Annotated in this window: 12 protein-coding genes; 9 read left to right on the top strand and 3 right to left on the bottom strand. The window is 50.4% G+C overall.

Annotation, left to right across the window (positions count from 1 at the left end; all coding sequences use genetic code 11):
* Positions 1-199 precede the first annotated feature (199 nt).
* The 8 genes from eboE to ACFSW8_RS00565 all read left to right on the top strand — a co-directional run bounded on the left by eboE (position 200) and on the right by ACFSW8_RS00565 (position 13,154).
* Positions 200-1,393, top strand: a complete 1,194-nt coding sequence (gene eboE, locus ACFSW8_RS00600) for a metabolite traffic protein EboE (RefSeq protein ID WP_377177186.1) — start codon at positions 200-202, stop codon at positions 1,391-1,393.
* 32 nt (positions 1,394-1,425) lie between these two features.
* Positions 1,426-2,442, top strand: coding sequence for a UbiA prenyltransferase family protein (locus tag ACFSW8_RS00595; protein WP_377085611.1), 1,017 nt, complete (start codon positions 1,426-1,428; stop codon positions 2,440-2,442).
* A gap of 326 nt (positions 2,443-2,768) precedes the next feature.
* The gene (locus ACFSW8_RS00590) at positions 2,769-2,921 is read left to right on the top strand and encodes a small basic protein (protein ID WP_377085607.1); all 153 of its coding nucleotides are present in this window, start codon (positions 2,769-2,771) and stop codon (positions 2,919-2,921) included.
* Positions 2,922-3,108: 187 nt separating this feature from the next.
* Positions 3,109-3,939, top strand: coding sequence for a pseudouridine synthase (locus tag ACFSW8_RS00585; RefSeq protein WP_377085605.1), 831 nt, complete (start codon positions 3,109-3,111; stop codon positions 3,937-3,939).
* Positions 3,940-4,430: 491 nt separating this feature from the next.
* Positions 4,431-6,389, top strand: coding sequence for an acetate--CoA ligase (gene acs / locus ACFSW8_RS00580; RefSeq protein ID WP_377085647.1), 1,959 nt, complete (start codon positions 4,431-4,433; stop codon positions 6,387-6,389).
* A 265-nt stretch (positions 6,390-6,654) separates the two neighbouring features.
* Positions 6,655-7,803: a carboxynorspermidine decarboxylase gene (gene nspC / locus ACFSW8_RS00575; protein ID WP_377177184.1), complete on the top strand. Its 1,149-nt coding sequence runs from the start codon at positions 6,655-6,657 to the stop codon at positions 7,801-7,803.
* Positions 7,804-8,430: 627 nt separating this feature from the next.
* On the top strand, positions 8,431-12,276 hold the full coding sequence (locus tag ACFSW8_RS00570; protein ID WP_377091250.1) for a TIM-barrel domain-containing protein: 3,846 nt from the start codon (positions 8,431-8,433) through the stop codon (positions 12,274-12,276).
* A gap of 140 nt (positions 12,277-12,416) precedes the next feature.
* Positions 12,417-13,154, top strand: coding sequence for a dienelactone hydrolase family protein (locus tag ACFSW8_RS00565; RefSeq protein WP_377091251.1), 738 nt, complete (start codon positions 12,417-12,419; stop codon positions 13,152-13,154).
* Positions 13,155-13,156: 2 nt separating this feature from the next.
* On the opposite strand, the gene ACFSW8_RS00560 is transcribed toward ACFSW8_RS00565, so the two are convergent.
* A complete protein-coding gene (locus tag ACFSW8_RS00560; protein WP_377177182.1) occupies positions 13,157-13,516 on the bottom strand; it encodes a DUF3147 family protein in 360 nt (119 codons plus the stop codon).
* Between the two features lie 77 nt (positions 13,517-13,593).
* Between ACFSW8_RS00560 and ACFSW8_RS00555 the strand changes: the two genes are divergently transcribed.
* Positions 13,594-14,415 carry a hypothetical protein gene (locus ACFSW8_RS00555; protein WP_377091253.1) on the top strand — a complete coding sequence of 274 codons (822 nt, stop codon included), beginning with the start codon at positions 13,594-13,596 and terminating at the stop codon, positions 14,413-14,415.
* 191 nt (positions 14,416-14,606) lie between these two features.
* Here ACFSW8_RS00555 and ACFSW8_RS00550 read toward each other — a convergent pair whose 3' ends face one another.
* Both ACFSW8_RS00550 and cmk read right to left on the bottom strand, forming a co-directional pair.
* Positions 14,607-15,224, bottom strand: a complete 618-nt coding sequence (locus tag ACFSW8_RS00550) for a lysophospholipid acyltransferase family protein (protein WP_377091254.1) — start codon at positions 15,222-15,224, stop codon at positions 14,607-14,609.
* A 3-nt stretch (positions 15,225-15,227) separates the two neighbouring features.
* On the bottom strand, positions 15,228-15,896 hold the full coding sequence (gene cmk / locus ACFSW8_RS00545) for a (d)CMP kinase (RefSeq protein WP_377091620.1): 669 nt from the start codon (positions 15,894-15,896) through the stop codon (positions 15,228-15,230).
* Positions 15,897-15,907: the final 11 nt, after the last annotated feature.

Raw genomic sequence — 15,907 nt, 5'->3', positions numbered from 1 at the left:
AGCGCATTCCATAACAAGAGTCAGCGAAGTGCTATTCATTAATACTAACAAATATCAATAGTCTCAGTTCAATCACTCAGTACCATGAGTTTCTATTGCCATATCGAAAAGCGTTCCCTCACTGAATCGATCTGATAAGCAATTGGTAGCTCCAGCGTACGGATTCCCAACACAGCTCTCCCTGAATCAGCCTCTAACTATGAAGCTATCCTCTGAAGTTCACCTCTCCTACTGCACTAACATTCACCCAGCTGAAACTTGGGATGAAACATTTTCTGCACTTCAAAAACACACCTTGAAGGTTAGAGATGCAGTCTTCTCTGACTCCAATCTGCATGAGGCAGAGCCCTTTGCCATTGGCCTGCGCCTCTCAGCAAATGCCGCGGAACAGCTGCTTGAAGAAGATCGGCTAGACAACTTCAAGCAATGGCTCGATCAGGAATCTTGTTACGTATACACAATCAATGGATTTCCATACGGAGCGTTTCATGACACTCGTGTTAAAGAACAAGTCTATGCTCCAGATTGGACCACCTCAGATCGCCTCTCCTACACACTCAATCTCTTTAACATCATTGCTGAATTAGCCCCCAGATCGATTGGTGGGTCGGTTTCCACTTTACCCGGTTCATTTAAAGAATTCCAAGCAGACGAGACTCTGATCTTCAAGCACCTCTACGCCTGTGCTCAACACATTGCCCTCCTCTCTGACCAATACGAGAAAGATCTTCATCTTGGACTCGAACCAGAACCTCTCGGACACTTCGAAAACACCCAGGAGTCTATCGACTTTTTCAACCGATTACACCAATGGGCTGCATCCCAGCAACTCCCCACTGACATTCTCACCAAACACCTCGGGCTCAACTACGACACCTGCCACTTTGCCCTCGAGTTCGAGAATTGTTCCGACGCCCTCACTCGCCTCTCAGAAGCCAAGATCCGTATTTCTAAGATCCACCTCTCCAACGCCTTGGCTATCAAAATAAATTCCGTCGCCGACCTTGATCCCCTCTTGCCTTTCGATGAACCGACCTACCTACATCAACTCATTCTCAAAGATGCCAATGGCGCGATCACTCGCTTCAAAGACTTGCCTCTAGCACTCATTCAACTTCAAGCGCACCCACAAGACCTTCTATCCCCTGCAGAGTGCCGAGTTCACTTTCACATCCCACTCTACGATGACCCCGCCCCCCCACTTGGTTCTACCCGCACACATGCGGAAGAAGCACTCACATACCTCGCTGAGCACCCAGAGCTTTGTCCCCACCTAGAAATGGAAACCTACACCTGGGGTGTGCTACCTGACTCGCTTCAAATCCCTATCGAGAAACAACTCAGCAAAGAATACCTCTGGACTCTCACCCATTGGCAGCAAGTGCAACGCTGACACCTACTCTAACAAACTGAGCGCCACACCAGATGAACAAACTTTCCGCCCTACTTGCTACCGGACGCATCTCCAACCTCCCGACAGTCTGGAGTAATATTCTCATCGGCTTCCTCTCAGTCCACGGTGGCGCTCTCCTACTCAGTGCTGGGCCTCCTGACCTTTCCCTCCTTCCCCTCTATCTATTTGCCTGTCTCACGGCTTCCCTTCTCTATGTAGGTGGGTGCTTTCTAGGTGATGCCGTAGACTTGGAATTCGACCTCGCTCACAAACCAGAGCGACCAATCCCCACCGGAGTACTCGAGCGTACCGGCATCTACCAAGCCGCATTTGCAATGCTATCCCTAGGCACCCTGCTGCCAATTGCTTCCGTTTGGTTCACTACCACTGATAGAACGATTCAATTCACACTGACCGCCTGTACCCTAGCTCTGACGGCATCCATCGTTGCCTATTCCTATTGGCACAAAAAATCAGCTTGGGCGGGACTCCCACTCATCGGAGCCTGCCGCTTTTTCCTCATCCTCTTTGCGGCGGCTGCAGCTTGGGCACATGCCCCAGATACTGACCCAATCTCTCCCATGCATGAACTTCTCAATGCCTCCACATCATCTCCCCAGCTGCCTTGGATGACAGCAGCCGTCGTCGGCGTCTACACGATCAGCTTCGCCAGCGTAGCCCGCAGTGAATCTAGTCCCCGCCCCATCACTTGGCGAAAAGCGCTGATAGCCATCATGCTCATGCTCCCACTCATCCCCTTCTTACCTGCACTTCTAGACCACCACGAATCCCTCACCCTTCAAGATGTTTTCCTCGCATACCCTCATGCCATATCCTTTATCACAGCGTTGCTGGTATACTGGGTCTGGATGGGCGCTGCCTTCCTCCAAATTAATAAAAATAAAGGCTCCTTCGTCGCAATGTCCCTCGCGGGCTTTAGCCTCCTTGACGCGACCTCAGCCGGAGCATTTGGTTGGCCCCTATTCTTTGCTACTCTTCTCTTATTTATTGCTGCTCTCACCCTCCAAAAATGGGCCCCAGCCACCTAATACCATTGAGCGAAACGGAATGGACGAATGGTCGGAATGAGCTTGCAGAATATCAAGGCGGAGTGAAGGAGCCCCGCACCCGCGGGACAACTGAATGACAACGATGACATTCTACAAGATAATCCGATTTACTCTAAAATCGCGAAGCGCAAACTTCACAAGACTCAACCACACTCCATTCGTCTATTCCGAGTCGAGAGATGGTATAATCCATCATCGCTATAGGCTAGGATCTGCCCACCTCCCTAAAAAAAGCAAATTTCCAGTTGCAAAATCTCAAACTTCCCCGTAGCTTGCGCCCCCACCAACCAAGAAAGATTTTTATTATGTCCAAGCACTCCAGTCTCAAAGCAAAAGGCAGCGCACAAGGTAAGCGTTCTGTAATGAAGCGTTTCGAGCGCGTTAAGGCTCTCCAAGAGTCAGGTAAATGGAAAGAAGGCCAATCACCAATCGGCCTTCCTAAGACAAAGGTTCAATAAACAACCCTTGGCTTAACCCTTTTTACACCCGCCCGGCACATTCCTTGCCGTGCGGGTTTTCTTTTCTAAACCTCCACTTGCTTGCTAAAGTACGAGCATCACTTCCCTCCTATCCCACGCAGCCCCCACCATTCCATCAGCCTTATCTCGAATCATTCGCGAGCTCCGCGATCACCATTTCACATTCATGAACGGCATCCGCCTCAATAAATATCTCGCATCCTGCGGAATCGGATCGCGTCGCAAATGCGACGAACTTATCAAAAAAGGTGGCGTCATCGTCAACGGCAAGGTCTGCACCGACCTCTCCACCAATGTTACCGAAGATGATTACGTAAAAATTGGAAACTCTCGCGTTCTCCCACGGGAAACTACCACCATCTTGCTAAACAAACCAAAAGGTCTCGTTTGCACCAAAGATGACGAGCTCGAACGTGAAACTATCTACGAGCTCCTCCCCCCAAATCTGCGACACCTTAACCACGTTGGCCGACTTGACCGCGATTCTGAAGGACTCCTCATCATGACCAATGACGGAGACCTCGCTCAAGAACTTTCCCACCCCAAGAAAAAGATCGAGAAAGAATACCTCGTCACCGTCAACCAAGCCTTCAGCAACGAAGTCCTCGACCAATTCCTCAAAGGCATCTGGACCGGCGAATCCAAAGCATACGCCAAAGCCGTCAAGCGACTCTCACCGAGACGTTTCCTCATCACCCTCGAAACTGGCCTCAAGCGACAAATCCGCATGATGTGCAAAGCTGCACACCTCAATGTCGTCAAACTCGTCCGTATCCGTATCGGACTCGTGACTGGTGGCGGCCTCGAACCTGGAAGATTCTCCGAGCTCGACGCTCACGATATCGAACTGCTTCAGCGCAACCCCAAGCCTGACCGCTCATACCGTACGCGAACCGATGTCAAAGCTACAAAGAAGTTAGCTAAGAAAAAAACCGCGAAAAAACGCGCCCCTAAGACTACCCAGCGCTCCAGTAAATCCTACAAACGACGCCGCTAAACACTCTTATGGCCAGATCCTAATACCATTGCGTCAATCAGAATGGACGCATGGCCAGAATGAGCTTGCAGAATATCAAGGCGGAGTGAAGGAGTCCCGCACCCGCGGAACCACTGAATCCCAACGATCATATTATCTAAGATCATCCGATCTGCTCAAAAAACACGTGGCGCAAGTTTCAAAAGACTTAACCACACTCCATCCGTCTATTCCGAGTCGAGAGATGGGATAACATCCATTTACTCCAGCCCATAGCTCGTTCCTCACGAATCCAAATCCCCCCACTCACGACCAAAGCTCACAGCTCACCTGTGAGCTTTTTTCTTTCCTCTACCACAACCAATCACATTTCCTAAATGACAATCGGATTTGTTTCATCCACCCATACAGACGTATGAAATTTCTCGAATTCATCATTGTCATGAGCTGAATCGCATTGCTAGATTTTGCCCCACTATCACTACCTAAACCACCCAGTGATGCCCAATCTTATGAGCAAGAAGCAAACTCTCGTAATCGACGAAAATACGGAAATCAAACCCTCCAAAGAATTTTCCAAACAAGCACGAGTCTCAAGCATGGCGCAGTACAAGCGCATGCACAAAGAATCTATCGAAAAGCCGCACATCTTCTGGGCGCGCGAAGCCAAAGACCTCAAGTGGCAAAAGAAGTGGGACAAAGTCCTCGACTGGAAAGCCCCATACGCAGAATGGTTCAAAGGCGCCAAACTGAATGTCTGTGAGAATGCTGTCGACCGCCATGTCGAAGAAGGGCGCGGTAACAAAGCAGCTATCATCTGGGAAGGTGAACCAGGTGACAAGCGCATCCTTACCTATCAGCAGCTCCAACGTGAAGTCTGCCGCATGGCCAATGTCCTCATCGCACGTGGCGTCAAATCCAAGGACCGTGTCCTCATCTACATGCCAATGGTCCCTGAAGCTACCATCGCCATGCTCGCTTGTGCGCGTATCGGTGCGGTTCACTCCATTGTCTTCGGTGGCTTCTCATCCGAATCTATCAAAGACCGCCTCGAGGACTCTAAAGCTGTCGCCGTCATCACAGCAGACGGATCTTGGCGTCGTGGTGGTGTGGTGCCACTCAAAGAAAATATGGACGAAGCCCTCAAAGGCAACGACACAGTCAAGTCCGTCATCGTCCTCAAACGCTGCGAGAACGAAATCAAAATGAAGAAAGGCCGTGACTACTGGTGGCATGAAGAAACTGCCAAAGTCCCAGCCACCCACAAAGCGAAGGGCTTCAGCGCCGAGCACCCACTCTTCATTCTCTACACTTCAGGCTCCACTGGTAAGCCAAAAGGTATCCTCCATACTTCTGGTGGCTACATGGTCGGCACATACACGACCTGCAAGTACATCTTCGACATGAAAGAAGATGACGTCTACTGGTGCACCGCTGATGTCGGTTGGATCACAGGCCATTCCTACATCACCTACGGTCCACTCCTCAACGGCGTCACTCAGGTAATGTACGAAGGTGGACCAAATTACCCTGATTGGGGCCGCTTCTGGAGCATCATCGAAGAATACGGTGTAACGATCTTCTACACCGCCCCGACTGCCATCCGCGCATTCATCAAAGCAGGTGATAAGTTTGTCGATAAATACGACCTCTCCTCGCTACGCCTACTCGGTACTGTCGGTGAACCCATCAACCCAGCCGCTTGGGCATGGTACTATGAAAAAATTGGTGGAGGCCGTTGCCCAATCGTAGACACCTGGTGGCAAACCGAAACGGGAGCCGCAATGATTTCACCACTCCCAGGCTGCACCCCTATCAAGCCCGGCACCGCCACACTTCCATTCTTTGGCGTCGATGTCGCTATCCTTGATGAAGATGGCAAAGAATGTAAAGCTGACCAACCGGGACGCCTCGTCATCCGCAAACCTTGGCCATCCATGTTGCGTACGATCTACGGCGACAAGAAGCGCTACAGAGACACCTACTGGAGTGACTACGATGGCATGTACACCGCTGGTGATGGTGCCCGTAAGGATAAAAAAGGAAATATCTACATTGTCGGTCGCTTAGATGACGTTCTCAATGTCTCTGGCCACAGACTCGGTACCGCAGAAATCGAATCCGCATTGGTAGCCCACAAGGCAGTTGCTGAAGCTGCTGTCGTTGGTAAACCTCACGACATCAAAGGCCAGGCAGTCGTCTGCTTTGTCACTCTCAAAGGTGGCGTCAAAGAAACTGACAAGCTTAAGACCGAACTGCGTAACCACATCGGTAAAGTCATCGGAGCAATCGCAAAACCTGACGAAATCCACTTCGCCCCAGGTCTTCCTAAGACGCGTTCCGGCAAAATCATGCGCCGCCTCCTCAAGGAGCTCGTTGCCACAGGAAAAATTACCGGCAACGTCACGACCCTCGAAGACACCAAGGTCATCGACGCCCTTCAAGCGAGCATCGCCGGCACAGCCAAATAAGGCATTTAGAATTTGCACATTCTCTACTACGGCGACCAGTTCTCTGGTTGCCGTTTTTTCATCCCACCTAGTGAAAATAAAAGCTGAGCGCCGTCCGAAACTACCACTTCGTGATTCAAAAAGAGTCAAATGACGGGGCAATTTGCTCAGAAATCAAGGCACGATCAAGCAGTCCCGAACGCGCGAGATGACTAAACAGAAATGCTGATTGATAAACAAAGAGCCCGACCCTACGTTTCTCTCGCTCAACGCAATCCAAGCCATCATGCAATCACCGCGATACATCATCAACCTCGCAGCCTTGCGCCATAACCTAGAGCTACTACGTGACCTAAAACAAGAGGCCTCATGCCATATTGTTCTCGCGCTGAAAGGGTTTGCCCTCTGGAAATGCTTCCCACTGATATCGGAATACCTTGATGGATGCTGCGCTAGTGGACTCTGGGAGGCTAAACTCTCCCACGACAAAATGGGCCTCCACACCCTCACCTATTCACCCGCCTATAAAGATTCCGAGCTCAAAGATTTGTTAGAAATCTCCCACCACCTCGATTTCAACTCACCGAGCCAATGGCTGCGCTACCGCGAAACCGTCACCAGCCACCCTCGCTTCCAATCAGGCAAACTCAAATGTGGCATCCGCATCAACCCAGAGCACTCAACAGGATCCACGCCCATCTATGACCCCTGCGCCTCAGGCTCACGCCTCGGGACCACTGCCGAACAACTTAAACACCTCGACCTCAACGGAATCACCGGCTTCCATTTCCACACCCTCTGTGAACAGTACACCCATGACTTGGCATCCACGCTTGAAGCCATCGATGACAAGTTTGGAGACTACCTTCGGCACCCAGAAATCACCTGGCTAAACATGGGCGGCGGCCACTGGATCACTAAACCAGACTACGACAGAGCACACCTCATCGAGCTGATCAAAGCGACCCAACAAAGGTACCAACTTCAAGAAATCTGGCTCGAACCAGGAGAAGCGATCGCTATTCATTCTGGTGTCCTCGAGGCGAACGTCGTCGATATCGTCCACAACGCGGGTCACCAAATTGCCATCCTAGATGTCTCTGCCACGTGCCATATGCCTGATGTCCTTGAAATGCCCTACCGCCCAGACGTCTTCGGACCAAACGGGGCACCAGCCAATACGGATGGCGACCACCTCTACCGACTCGCTGGCCCCAGCTGCCTCGCAGGTGACGTCATTGGCGACTATGCTTTCCATGCCCCCCTAAAAGTAGGTGACACTCTCACCTTCGATGACATGGCTCACTACACCATGGTCAAAACAACCACTTTCAACGGCGTTCCCCACCCAGATATCGTCCTCAAACACGAGGACGGCACACTCGAAACGGTAAGACAATTTACTTATTCTGATTTCCGAGATCGCCTTTCCTAACTACCTCACACTTACCCACCCAGACCTTTTCATAACGCGTCACAGGCATCCTATCGCCATTATACAAGCGCACCGTTGTCTGGTAATACCATTGAGCGAAACGGAATGGACGAATGGTCGGAATGAGCTTGCAGAATATCAAGGCGGAGTGAAGGAGCCCCGCACGCGCGGGACAACTGAATGACAACGATGACATTCTGTAAGATAATCCGATTTACTCTAAAATCGCGAAGCGCAAACTTCACCAGACTCAATCACACTCCATTCGTCTATTCCGAGTCGAGAGATGGTATTAGGTCGATACTCCCAAACCCCAAGACCAGCATTCTGAGGCACTTCCTCACTCCCGCCCCGCCAGCTACTGCAGCTAGCTAAAAAACTTGTTCCCACTGCGACCATTACCCAGACAACACGCATGCCTCCCATCCTGCAGTTGTCCTATCAAGCTTGCAATGCGCATTTTCCGCTCCATCCCTTCTCCAAGTCCTCACCCACTTTCTTCCTCGATGAACCATCAAAAAAAATGTGCTCATTTAGAGTACAAATCTCAGTTCTTTCGCTAAAGACCCACCTTGCTTTCCCACTCGCCAAGGACATACTTCGCCCCAAGAAAACTAGACTGCAACTATGACTCTATTCCATAAAACGACGCCTTTGGCTGCCTCTCTAGGCCTCCTCTTATGCCCTACTCTGGCACAGGCTGAATCAACGACACCTGTCGCAAAAGGTGAAACACAACAGCAACTCTCCATTATCAGCACCACCAAAGTGAGCCCCACACGGGTTGACATCACACTCTCACAAAACCGTAAGCTCTCCGTCGACTTCTACAGCAACGAGATCTTTCGACTCTTCCGTGACGACCAAGGCGGCGACTTGCGCAGCCCTGAGGCCAAACCACCAGCGCAAATTCTCGTCGACCACCCACGTGCTGACCTCACCTCCCTCACACTCACCAACACCGAGGAGACAGTCACTATCGCCACTGACGCCATCCGCCTCGAACTCGATAGAGCCACCAGCCTGATGAAGCTCGTCCGCCTCAGCGACAATAAAGTCATCATGAACCAGCTAGAGGCTCTCACCCTCAGCGATAAACAGGTAAGCCTCACCCTCGAAGAACAAAATGAAGAGTACTTCTTCGGCGGGGGTGTCCAAAACGGCCGCTTCTCACACAAAGGAAAAATCATCGCCATCGAAAACCAAAATAGCTGGACGGATGGCGGCGTCGCTTCCCCCAATCCCTACTTCTGGTCCACACGTGGCTACGGTATCATGTGGCATACCTTCAAAAAAGGACGCTATGACTTCGGAGCTACCGATCAAGGGAAAGTCGCCCTGACGCACGATACCAATTACCTCGACCTCTTCATCATGGCTGGTGAATCCCCAAGCGACCTCCTCGGTCGCTACTTCCAGCTCACCGGAAAGCCCATCCTGCTTCCTAAATTTGGCTTCTACCTCGGCCACCTCAATGCTTACAACCGTGACTTCTGGAAAGAAGATGAAAAAGGCATCCTCTTCGAAGATGGCAAACGCTACAAAGAAAGCCAAAAAGATAACGGCGGTATCAAAGAAACTCTCAATGGAGAAAAGGACAATTACCAGTTCTCTGCACGCGCCGTGATCGACCGCTACAATGATGCCGACATGCCTCTCGGCTGGCTCTTACCCAACGACGGCTATGGCGCTGGCTACGGCCAAACCGATAGCCTCGACGGGAATATTCAAAACCTCCGCGAACTTGGTGACTACGCCCGTGAGCGCGGGGTTGAGATCGGTCTCTGGACACAATCTGACCTCCACCCAAAAGAGGGCGTCGAACCACTCCTCCAGCGTGACATTGTAAAAGAAGTCCGTGACGCGGGTGTCCGCGTTCTGAAAACCGACGTCGCTTGGGTCGGCCCAGGCTATTCCTTCGGCCTTAACGGTATCGCAGATGCTGCTAATATCATCGCAAAAGAAGGTGACGATGCCCGCCCATTCATTATCACCCTCGATGGCTGGGCTGGCACCCAACGTTATGGCGGCGTCTGGACTGGTGACCAAACTGGTGGCAAGTGGGAATACATCCGCTTCCACATCCCAACCTACCTCGGTGCAGGGCTCTCAGGTATGTCTAATATCTGCTCAGATATGGATGGCATCTTCGGGGGTAAAAATCCCATCATCAATGCCCGTGACTACCAATGGAAAACATTCACGTCGATGGAACTGAACATGGATGGCTGGGGAGCTAACCCCAAATACCCACAAGCACTCGGTGAACCCGCTACCTCAATCAACCGTTGGTACCTCAAACTAAAAGCTGAACTTATGCCATACAGCTACAGCATTGCTCGTGAAGCTGTAGATGGACTCCCCATGGTGCGCGCTATGTTCCTAGCAGAACCTAATAGCTACACCCTAGGCGCTGCAACTCAGTATCAGTTCCTCTACGGACCATCCTTCCTTGTTGCCCCAATCTATCAGGACACTCGTATGGAGGAAAACGGTGATGACATCCGTAACAACATCTACCTTCCCCAAGGCCTATGGGCGGATTACTTCACTGGTCAAGTCTACGAAGGCGGCCGAATCATCAATGAACTCGAAAGCCCACTCTGGAAACTCCCAGTCTTCGTCAAGTTAGGTGCCATCATCCCTAAGGCAAATCCACATAACAACGTCGCAGAACTCGATAGCTCCCGACGTATCTACGAATTCTATCCACACGGAGAAAGCTCATTCACCGAGTATGATGATGACGGCCGCAGCAATGCCTACACCAAAGGAGAAGGTGTCCACACGCTCATCCAATCCAAACTTGAAGGCAAGCTCGCGACTATCAATATCAAGCCAACAAAAGGTAAATTCAAAGGCTTCGACCCACTCAAATCCACTGAGCTACAAATCAACCTAACAAGTAAGCCGAAAACTGTTACAGCAAAGCTCAACGCGAAAGACGTCCAGCTCAAAGAAGTAAAGGACCTTCAAGCCTTCACGAATGGCGATAATGTCTACTTCTACGAAGCTGCGCCAAATCTAAACCAATTCGCCACTCCTGAGAGTGAACTCGCCAAAGTTCAGGCGATTAAGAACCCAGTGCTGCATGTCAAACTAGCAAAAGCAGATACGACAAAGACCGAGATCTCGGTCACTGTCGACGGCTTCTCTTTCAATACAGCATCACACCTCCTCGCGAGCTCTGGGTCCCTGGCCACTCCAAAGGCTACCGTCACTGAGGAAAACACCCAGCCTTACTCACTTACCCCTAGCTGGGAGAAAGTCGCTAATGCTGATTACTATGAGATCGAATTCGATGGTATGAACTACTCAACGATCCAATCCAATTCTTTCCTCATCGAAGACCTTCAGCCCAAAACCCAATACGCACTCAAGGTGCGGGCTATCAACCGCGACGGCTCATCAAGCTGGCAAGAAATCACCGCCACGACTAAGGCCAACCCATACCAATATGCACTAAAAGATGTGCTCGTCGAATCCACCGTGCCCGACCAAGGGAAGTCGAAAATCCAAAACCTCTTCGACCATGACCTCAAATCTGGTTGGCACACCAAATGGGGACAAAAAGCCGTGCCGTTCGAATTCGTGGTCGACTTCCAGTCCGTCAATACCCTCGAAAAATTACAGTACATCCCGCGTGATGACGCAGGCAATGGTACCATCACTAAAGGCTCCATCTCATACAGCCTAGACGGCCAATCATGGACCAAGGCGACTGATATCAATTGGGAACCAAACGCGGACCTTAAAGAGTTTGTCTTTGAGAACCCCGTCACCGCCGCATACCTCCGTGTGGAAGTTACAGAAGCAAAAGGAAACTTCGGCTCTGGCTCAGAATTCTTTATCTTCAAAGTCCCAGGATCCGCCTCCTATATCCCAGGTGACATCAATGAAGATAAGAAAATTGATAACAATGACCTCACCTCCTACGATAACTACACAGGTCTGCGCAAAGGTGACTCAGACTTCGATGGCTATATCATCAAAGGTGACGTAAATAAAAACGGTCTCATCGACGCACTAGATATCTCACATGTAGCAACAAAGCTAGACGGTGGGATCAATAGAAAAGCGAAAAGCGAGCCACTCTCCGGTACCGTTGAGCTGAAGGCGAACAAGAAGAACTTTAAAGCCGGCGAAACAGTCGAAATCACCGTCACGGGTTCAGACCTTGTGTCAGTCAATGCTCTCAGCTTCGCCCTCCCATACGATCCAAAACAATACGAGTTCGTGAGCCTCACCCCTGCCGGTATGGAGAAAATGAAAGAGTTCACTAAAAATAGAACGCATACCAATGGAAGCAGAGCACTCTACCCAACCTTCGTTAATATTGGTGAAGCTCCAAAACTTAATGGCAGCAAAACGCTCTTCACTATCAAGCTAAAGGCAAAACAAGATCTCACATACGATCTCAAAGCCATCGACGGATTCCTTGTCGATCCAAAGCTACGCTTCAAGCAATTCTAAAAGCCGACTACCCCCCAAGTATCCTTCTCAGGAGCACGCCACCTCTATGGCGTGCTCTTTTCTTTTCACCCAGCCAACCACACTGTGCCATCTTCTCGTTTTTTATCGCCAGAACAGGCTGATGCATGCTTTCTAGAATCATGACTGTCACTCATTCCGTCACTGACCTCCCCACTGCTACTGGCACCATGCGCTGTAAAGTAGTTCGCCCAACTCTCGAGGGCGCATTCCCTACTGTCATTTTTTATTCAGAGATTTTCCAGATCACCGAACCCATCGCACGAACCGCAGCCTTCCTCGCAGGTCACGGCTATGTCGTCATCGTCCCTGAAGTCTTCCATGAACTTAACACAATCGGCACCGTATTGGCCTACGATGACTCCGGTAAGGAAAAAGGAAATGCTGATAAATTTACCAAGCCCTTGACCGACCACGACTCAGACACGCAAGCCATCGTTCGCTGGGTCGATCAACAATCCTTCTGCAATGGCTCCCTCGGTTCTTTCGGTGTCTGCCTCGGAGGCCATCTCGCCTGTAGAGCCGCATTACACCCTCGCGTGCAAGCAGCCTCTTGCCTCTACGCCACTGATATCCATTCCTCCACAATGCCAGCTGGTGACAAACCACAAACCATTGACCAACTGTCTGACATTGCAGGTGAAATCATGTTCGTCTGGGGGCGCCAAGACCCACACGTCCCACTCGTTGGCAGAGTACACCTCTACTCACAACTCAATCAGTCCGATACGCATTACACCTGGCACGAACTCAATGGCCAACATGCTTTCATTCGTGATGAAGGTGAACGTTACGACCCTGAGCTCGCCTCACTCTGCCAACGTCTCACTCTAGACCTCTTTCATCGCACATTGCGCTAACCCTACATCAAAGGCGTATCAAACTTCTTCAACACGATGTGTAACAATAAAAATAAAACCATCGTGCCGGCACAATACGCCCCCATCACCCAACCAAAGTGCACCCCCTTCTTTAACATCCAAGGAATCACCAAAAACATAGGCAAGGTCGGCAAAACATACCAAAACGTGTACCAAGCATGATTGCCAATCTTGTCTACCTGCTCCTGCCCTTTCAATTCTACAAACATCCAGATCATCGCTAAACTCGTCACCACGGGTAGAGCTGCAATTAATGCACCTAACTTATCACTGCGTTTAGCAAACTCTGAGACCAACACCACTACTGCTGCCGTTATCAAATATTTTAAAACTATGGGCACAGCGCCAGTCTAAGACCAATATTCTGAGATTCAAGATTTGATAAATCCCCAGCCATCCCTTATGCAATGGTAACTCTATGAAATGGCTTCCACTTCTCACCTTGTTCTCATGCTCGCTCGTCGCCTGCTCTAACACACAAACTGTCAGCGCTCATAAAACCAGCACCACCTCCAAACTCACCACCCAACAAAAAGAAAAAATTGGGAAGAAAATTTGGAAAAATGAGTGCGCAGGAACCGTCGACGGACTCACCACTTGGAATAAAGGTGAAGAATTCCCATCCATGGGCATTGGCCACTTCATCTGGTACCCAAAAGGCTTCAATGGCCGCTGGACTGAGTCATTCCCTGACTTCATTCGCTTCGCTCAGGCTTCTGGAAGAAAAGATATCCCCAACTGGCTGCTCAACACCCCAGACTGCCCCTGGAATTCACGAGCCGAGTTCCAAGCCGACTTCCGAGGCCCTAAACTCACAAGCCTCAGAAAATTCCTCTCCAACAGTGTCGCCCTCCAAACCGATTTTATCATCCAAAAATCACAAGCAGCTCTCCCCAAAATGCTGAATGCTGCCCCCGCATCCGATCGAGCACGAATCCAAAATAATTACCAACTTGTTTCTAGCACCACTAACGGAAGCTACGCCCTTATCGATTACGTAAACTTCAAAGGTGAAGGCATTAACCCCAGAGAACGCTACAAGGGACAAGGATGGGGACTACTTCAAGTACTCTCTAACATGCGTCCCAGCAAAGGAGGACAAGACTCAGCCCGCGCCTTCGCCGACAGCGCAAAGTTCACTCTCGACCAACGAATCAAAAACTCCCCACCAGCTCGTGGCGAAAAACGTTGGCGTGCAGGTTGGCATAACCGCTGCGAGACATACGCCCAGCCATTCTAATGATTCCTCAGCACCCTCTGCATCAGTATCATTTCCCACTCCCACTTGGTGAATCACGCTTCTTCACTAGCCGAGGCATCAGACCGCACAGCTATGCCTGACTCCATGATGACCGAGATGGGCTGAGCTAAAACAATAAACCTTACAAAGCAGTGCAGGCTGTGGGCCTAACAATTGCCCACTCAGTCCACCTACCCCTCAGGGGTCAACTCACTGATGGCCTGCATGATTCTATCAGAAATCTTCTGATACCCATCTTTGCCTCGGTATTCCTTGAGTTCCTCCTTCGTAAAGTGAATCGGGTCACCAATAACCACATCGATTTGATGCCGCTTCAACTTGCCCGATCCACGCGGGAGTGCATCAAAGGCTCCAAAGATTCGCATCGGCTGCACCGTCGCTTGAGCTTTGGCCACAATGAGCCCTACCCCTGGCAAACCTGGATTCAGACCACCGTGGAGAGTCCTCTCCCCCTCGGGAAACATCACCACCTTCTTGCCTGATTTAAGAGCCTTAATGATATTCTTCAACCCAGTCATGTCTGGGTTTTCTTGATCGATTGGAATCGCATCCCACTTCGTATAGAGCCACTTAAAGAATCCTTTAAACAACGTCTTACGAGCCAAATAGGTCACATTCAAAGGATGGGAAATCCCAATCAATGGTGGATCGAGAAAACTCTCATGGTTCGCACACATTAATACTCCCCCATCGCGTACAAGCTTGTGTTCGTTAATCACTCTTCGGTTGAAGAATGCCTTACCTGCACTCTTGAAAAAGATATAGCCAATCCAATAGACCGTCTTCATACTCTATGCTTTTGCTAAAATTTCTTGTGGCGCTCCTCGTTCCTTCAGCACCTCTAACGCTGCCTCTACCACTTCCTCAATCCCCATTTCACTGCTGTCAATCACGACCGCACCCTCAGCTACCACCAGAGGAGAACTCTTACGATTACTATCCTCTTTGTCGCGCGCCGCTGGATCATCAATAATTCCCTCAGCTTCCCGACGCTTCCTTCGCACCTCTTCAGATGCATCAATGTACATTTTAAATGGGGTATGAGGAAATACCACCGATCCAATGTCGCGGCCTTCCATCACCACAGAACCTAACTGGAGGTACTCACGCTGCATCCGAACCAATAAGTCGCGGACCTCAGGAATCGCTGCTACTTTCGAAACCCGGCCATTCACTGCATCTTGTCTAAGTTCCTCACCAGGATCCACGCCATCCACTAATACCGTAGACAGGTTGTTCTCAACTCCACAGCGAAATTCCACTTCACCGAGCATCTTAACCACATCACTCGCTTCAGCTGGGTTCACCCCTTTTTGTATCGTTGCCCATGCCACAGCCCGGTACATAGCACCAGTATTCACCATAATCAGCCCCAAGCGCTTCGCAAGCGTCTTCGCTACTGTACTCTTGCCCGATGCAGCCGGACCATCAATCGCCACCGCTATATGTTCTGCACACATTGTCTTCAATA

The sequence above is a fragment of the Rubritalea tangerina genome, from assembly GCF_042683245.1.
Taxonomy (GTDB): domain Bacteria; phylum Verrucomicrobiota; class Verrucomicrobiia; order Verrucomicrobiales; family Akkermansiaceae; genus Rubritalea; species Rubritalea tangerina.
Note: the sequence above shows the minus strand (reverse complement) of the source record. Positions and strands in the feature narration are given on the sequence as shown.

What these genes read in the sequence shown, in the direction of transcription:
- eboE (WP_377177186.1), top strand. Translation starts at nt 200, where the DNA reads ATGAAGCTATCCTCTGAAGTTCACCTCTCCTACTGCACTAACATTCAC.
- ACFSW8_RS00595 (WP_377085611.1), top strand. Translation starts at nt 1,426, where the DNA reads ATGAACAAACTTTCCGCCCTACTTGCTACCGGACGCATCTCCAACCTC.
- ACFSW8_RS00590 (WP_377085607.1), top strand. Translation starts at nt 2,769, where the DNA reads ATGTCCAAGCACTCCAGTCTCAAAGCAAAAGGCAGCGCACAAGGTAAG.
- ACFSW8_RS00585 (WP_377085605.1), top strand. Translation starts at nt 3,109, where the DNA reads ATGAACGGCATCCGCCTCAATAAATATCTCGCATCCTGCGGAATCGGA.
- acs (WP_377085647.1), top strand. Translation starts at nt 4,431, where the DNA reads ATGAGCAAGAAGCAAACTCTCGTAATCGACGAAAATACGGAAATCAAA.
- nspC (WP_377177184.1), top strand. Translation starts at nt 6,655, where the DNA reads ATGCAATCACCGCGATACATCATCAACCTCGCAGCCTTGCGCCATAAC.
- ACFSW8_RS00570 (WP_377091250.1), top strand. Translation starts at nt 8,431, where the DNA reads ATGACTCTATTCCATAAAACGACGCCTTTGGCTGCCTCTCTAGGCCTC.
- ACFSW8_RS00565 (WP_377091251.1), top strand. Translation starts at nt 12,417, where the DNA reads ATGACTGTCACTCATTCCGTCACTGACCTCCCCACTGCTACTGGCACC.
- ACFSW8_RS00555 (WP_377091253.1), top strand. Translation starts at nt 13,594, where the DNA reads ATGAAATGGCTTCCACTTCTCACCTTGTTCTCATGCTCGCTCGTCGCC.
- ACFSW8_RS00550 (WP_377091254.1), bottom strand. Translation starts at nt 15,224, where the DNA reads ATGAAGACGGTCTATTGGATTGGCTATATCTTTTTCAAGAGTGCAGGT.
- cmk (WP_377091620.1), bottom strand. Translation starts at nt 15,896, where the DNA reads ATGTGTGCAGAACATATAGCGGTGGCGATTGATGGTCCGGCTGCATCG.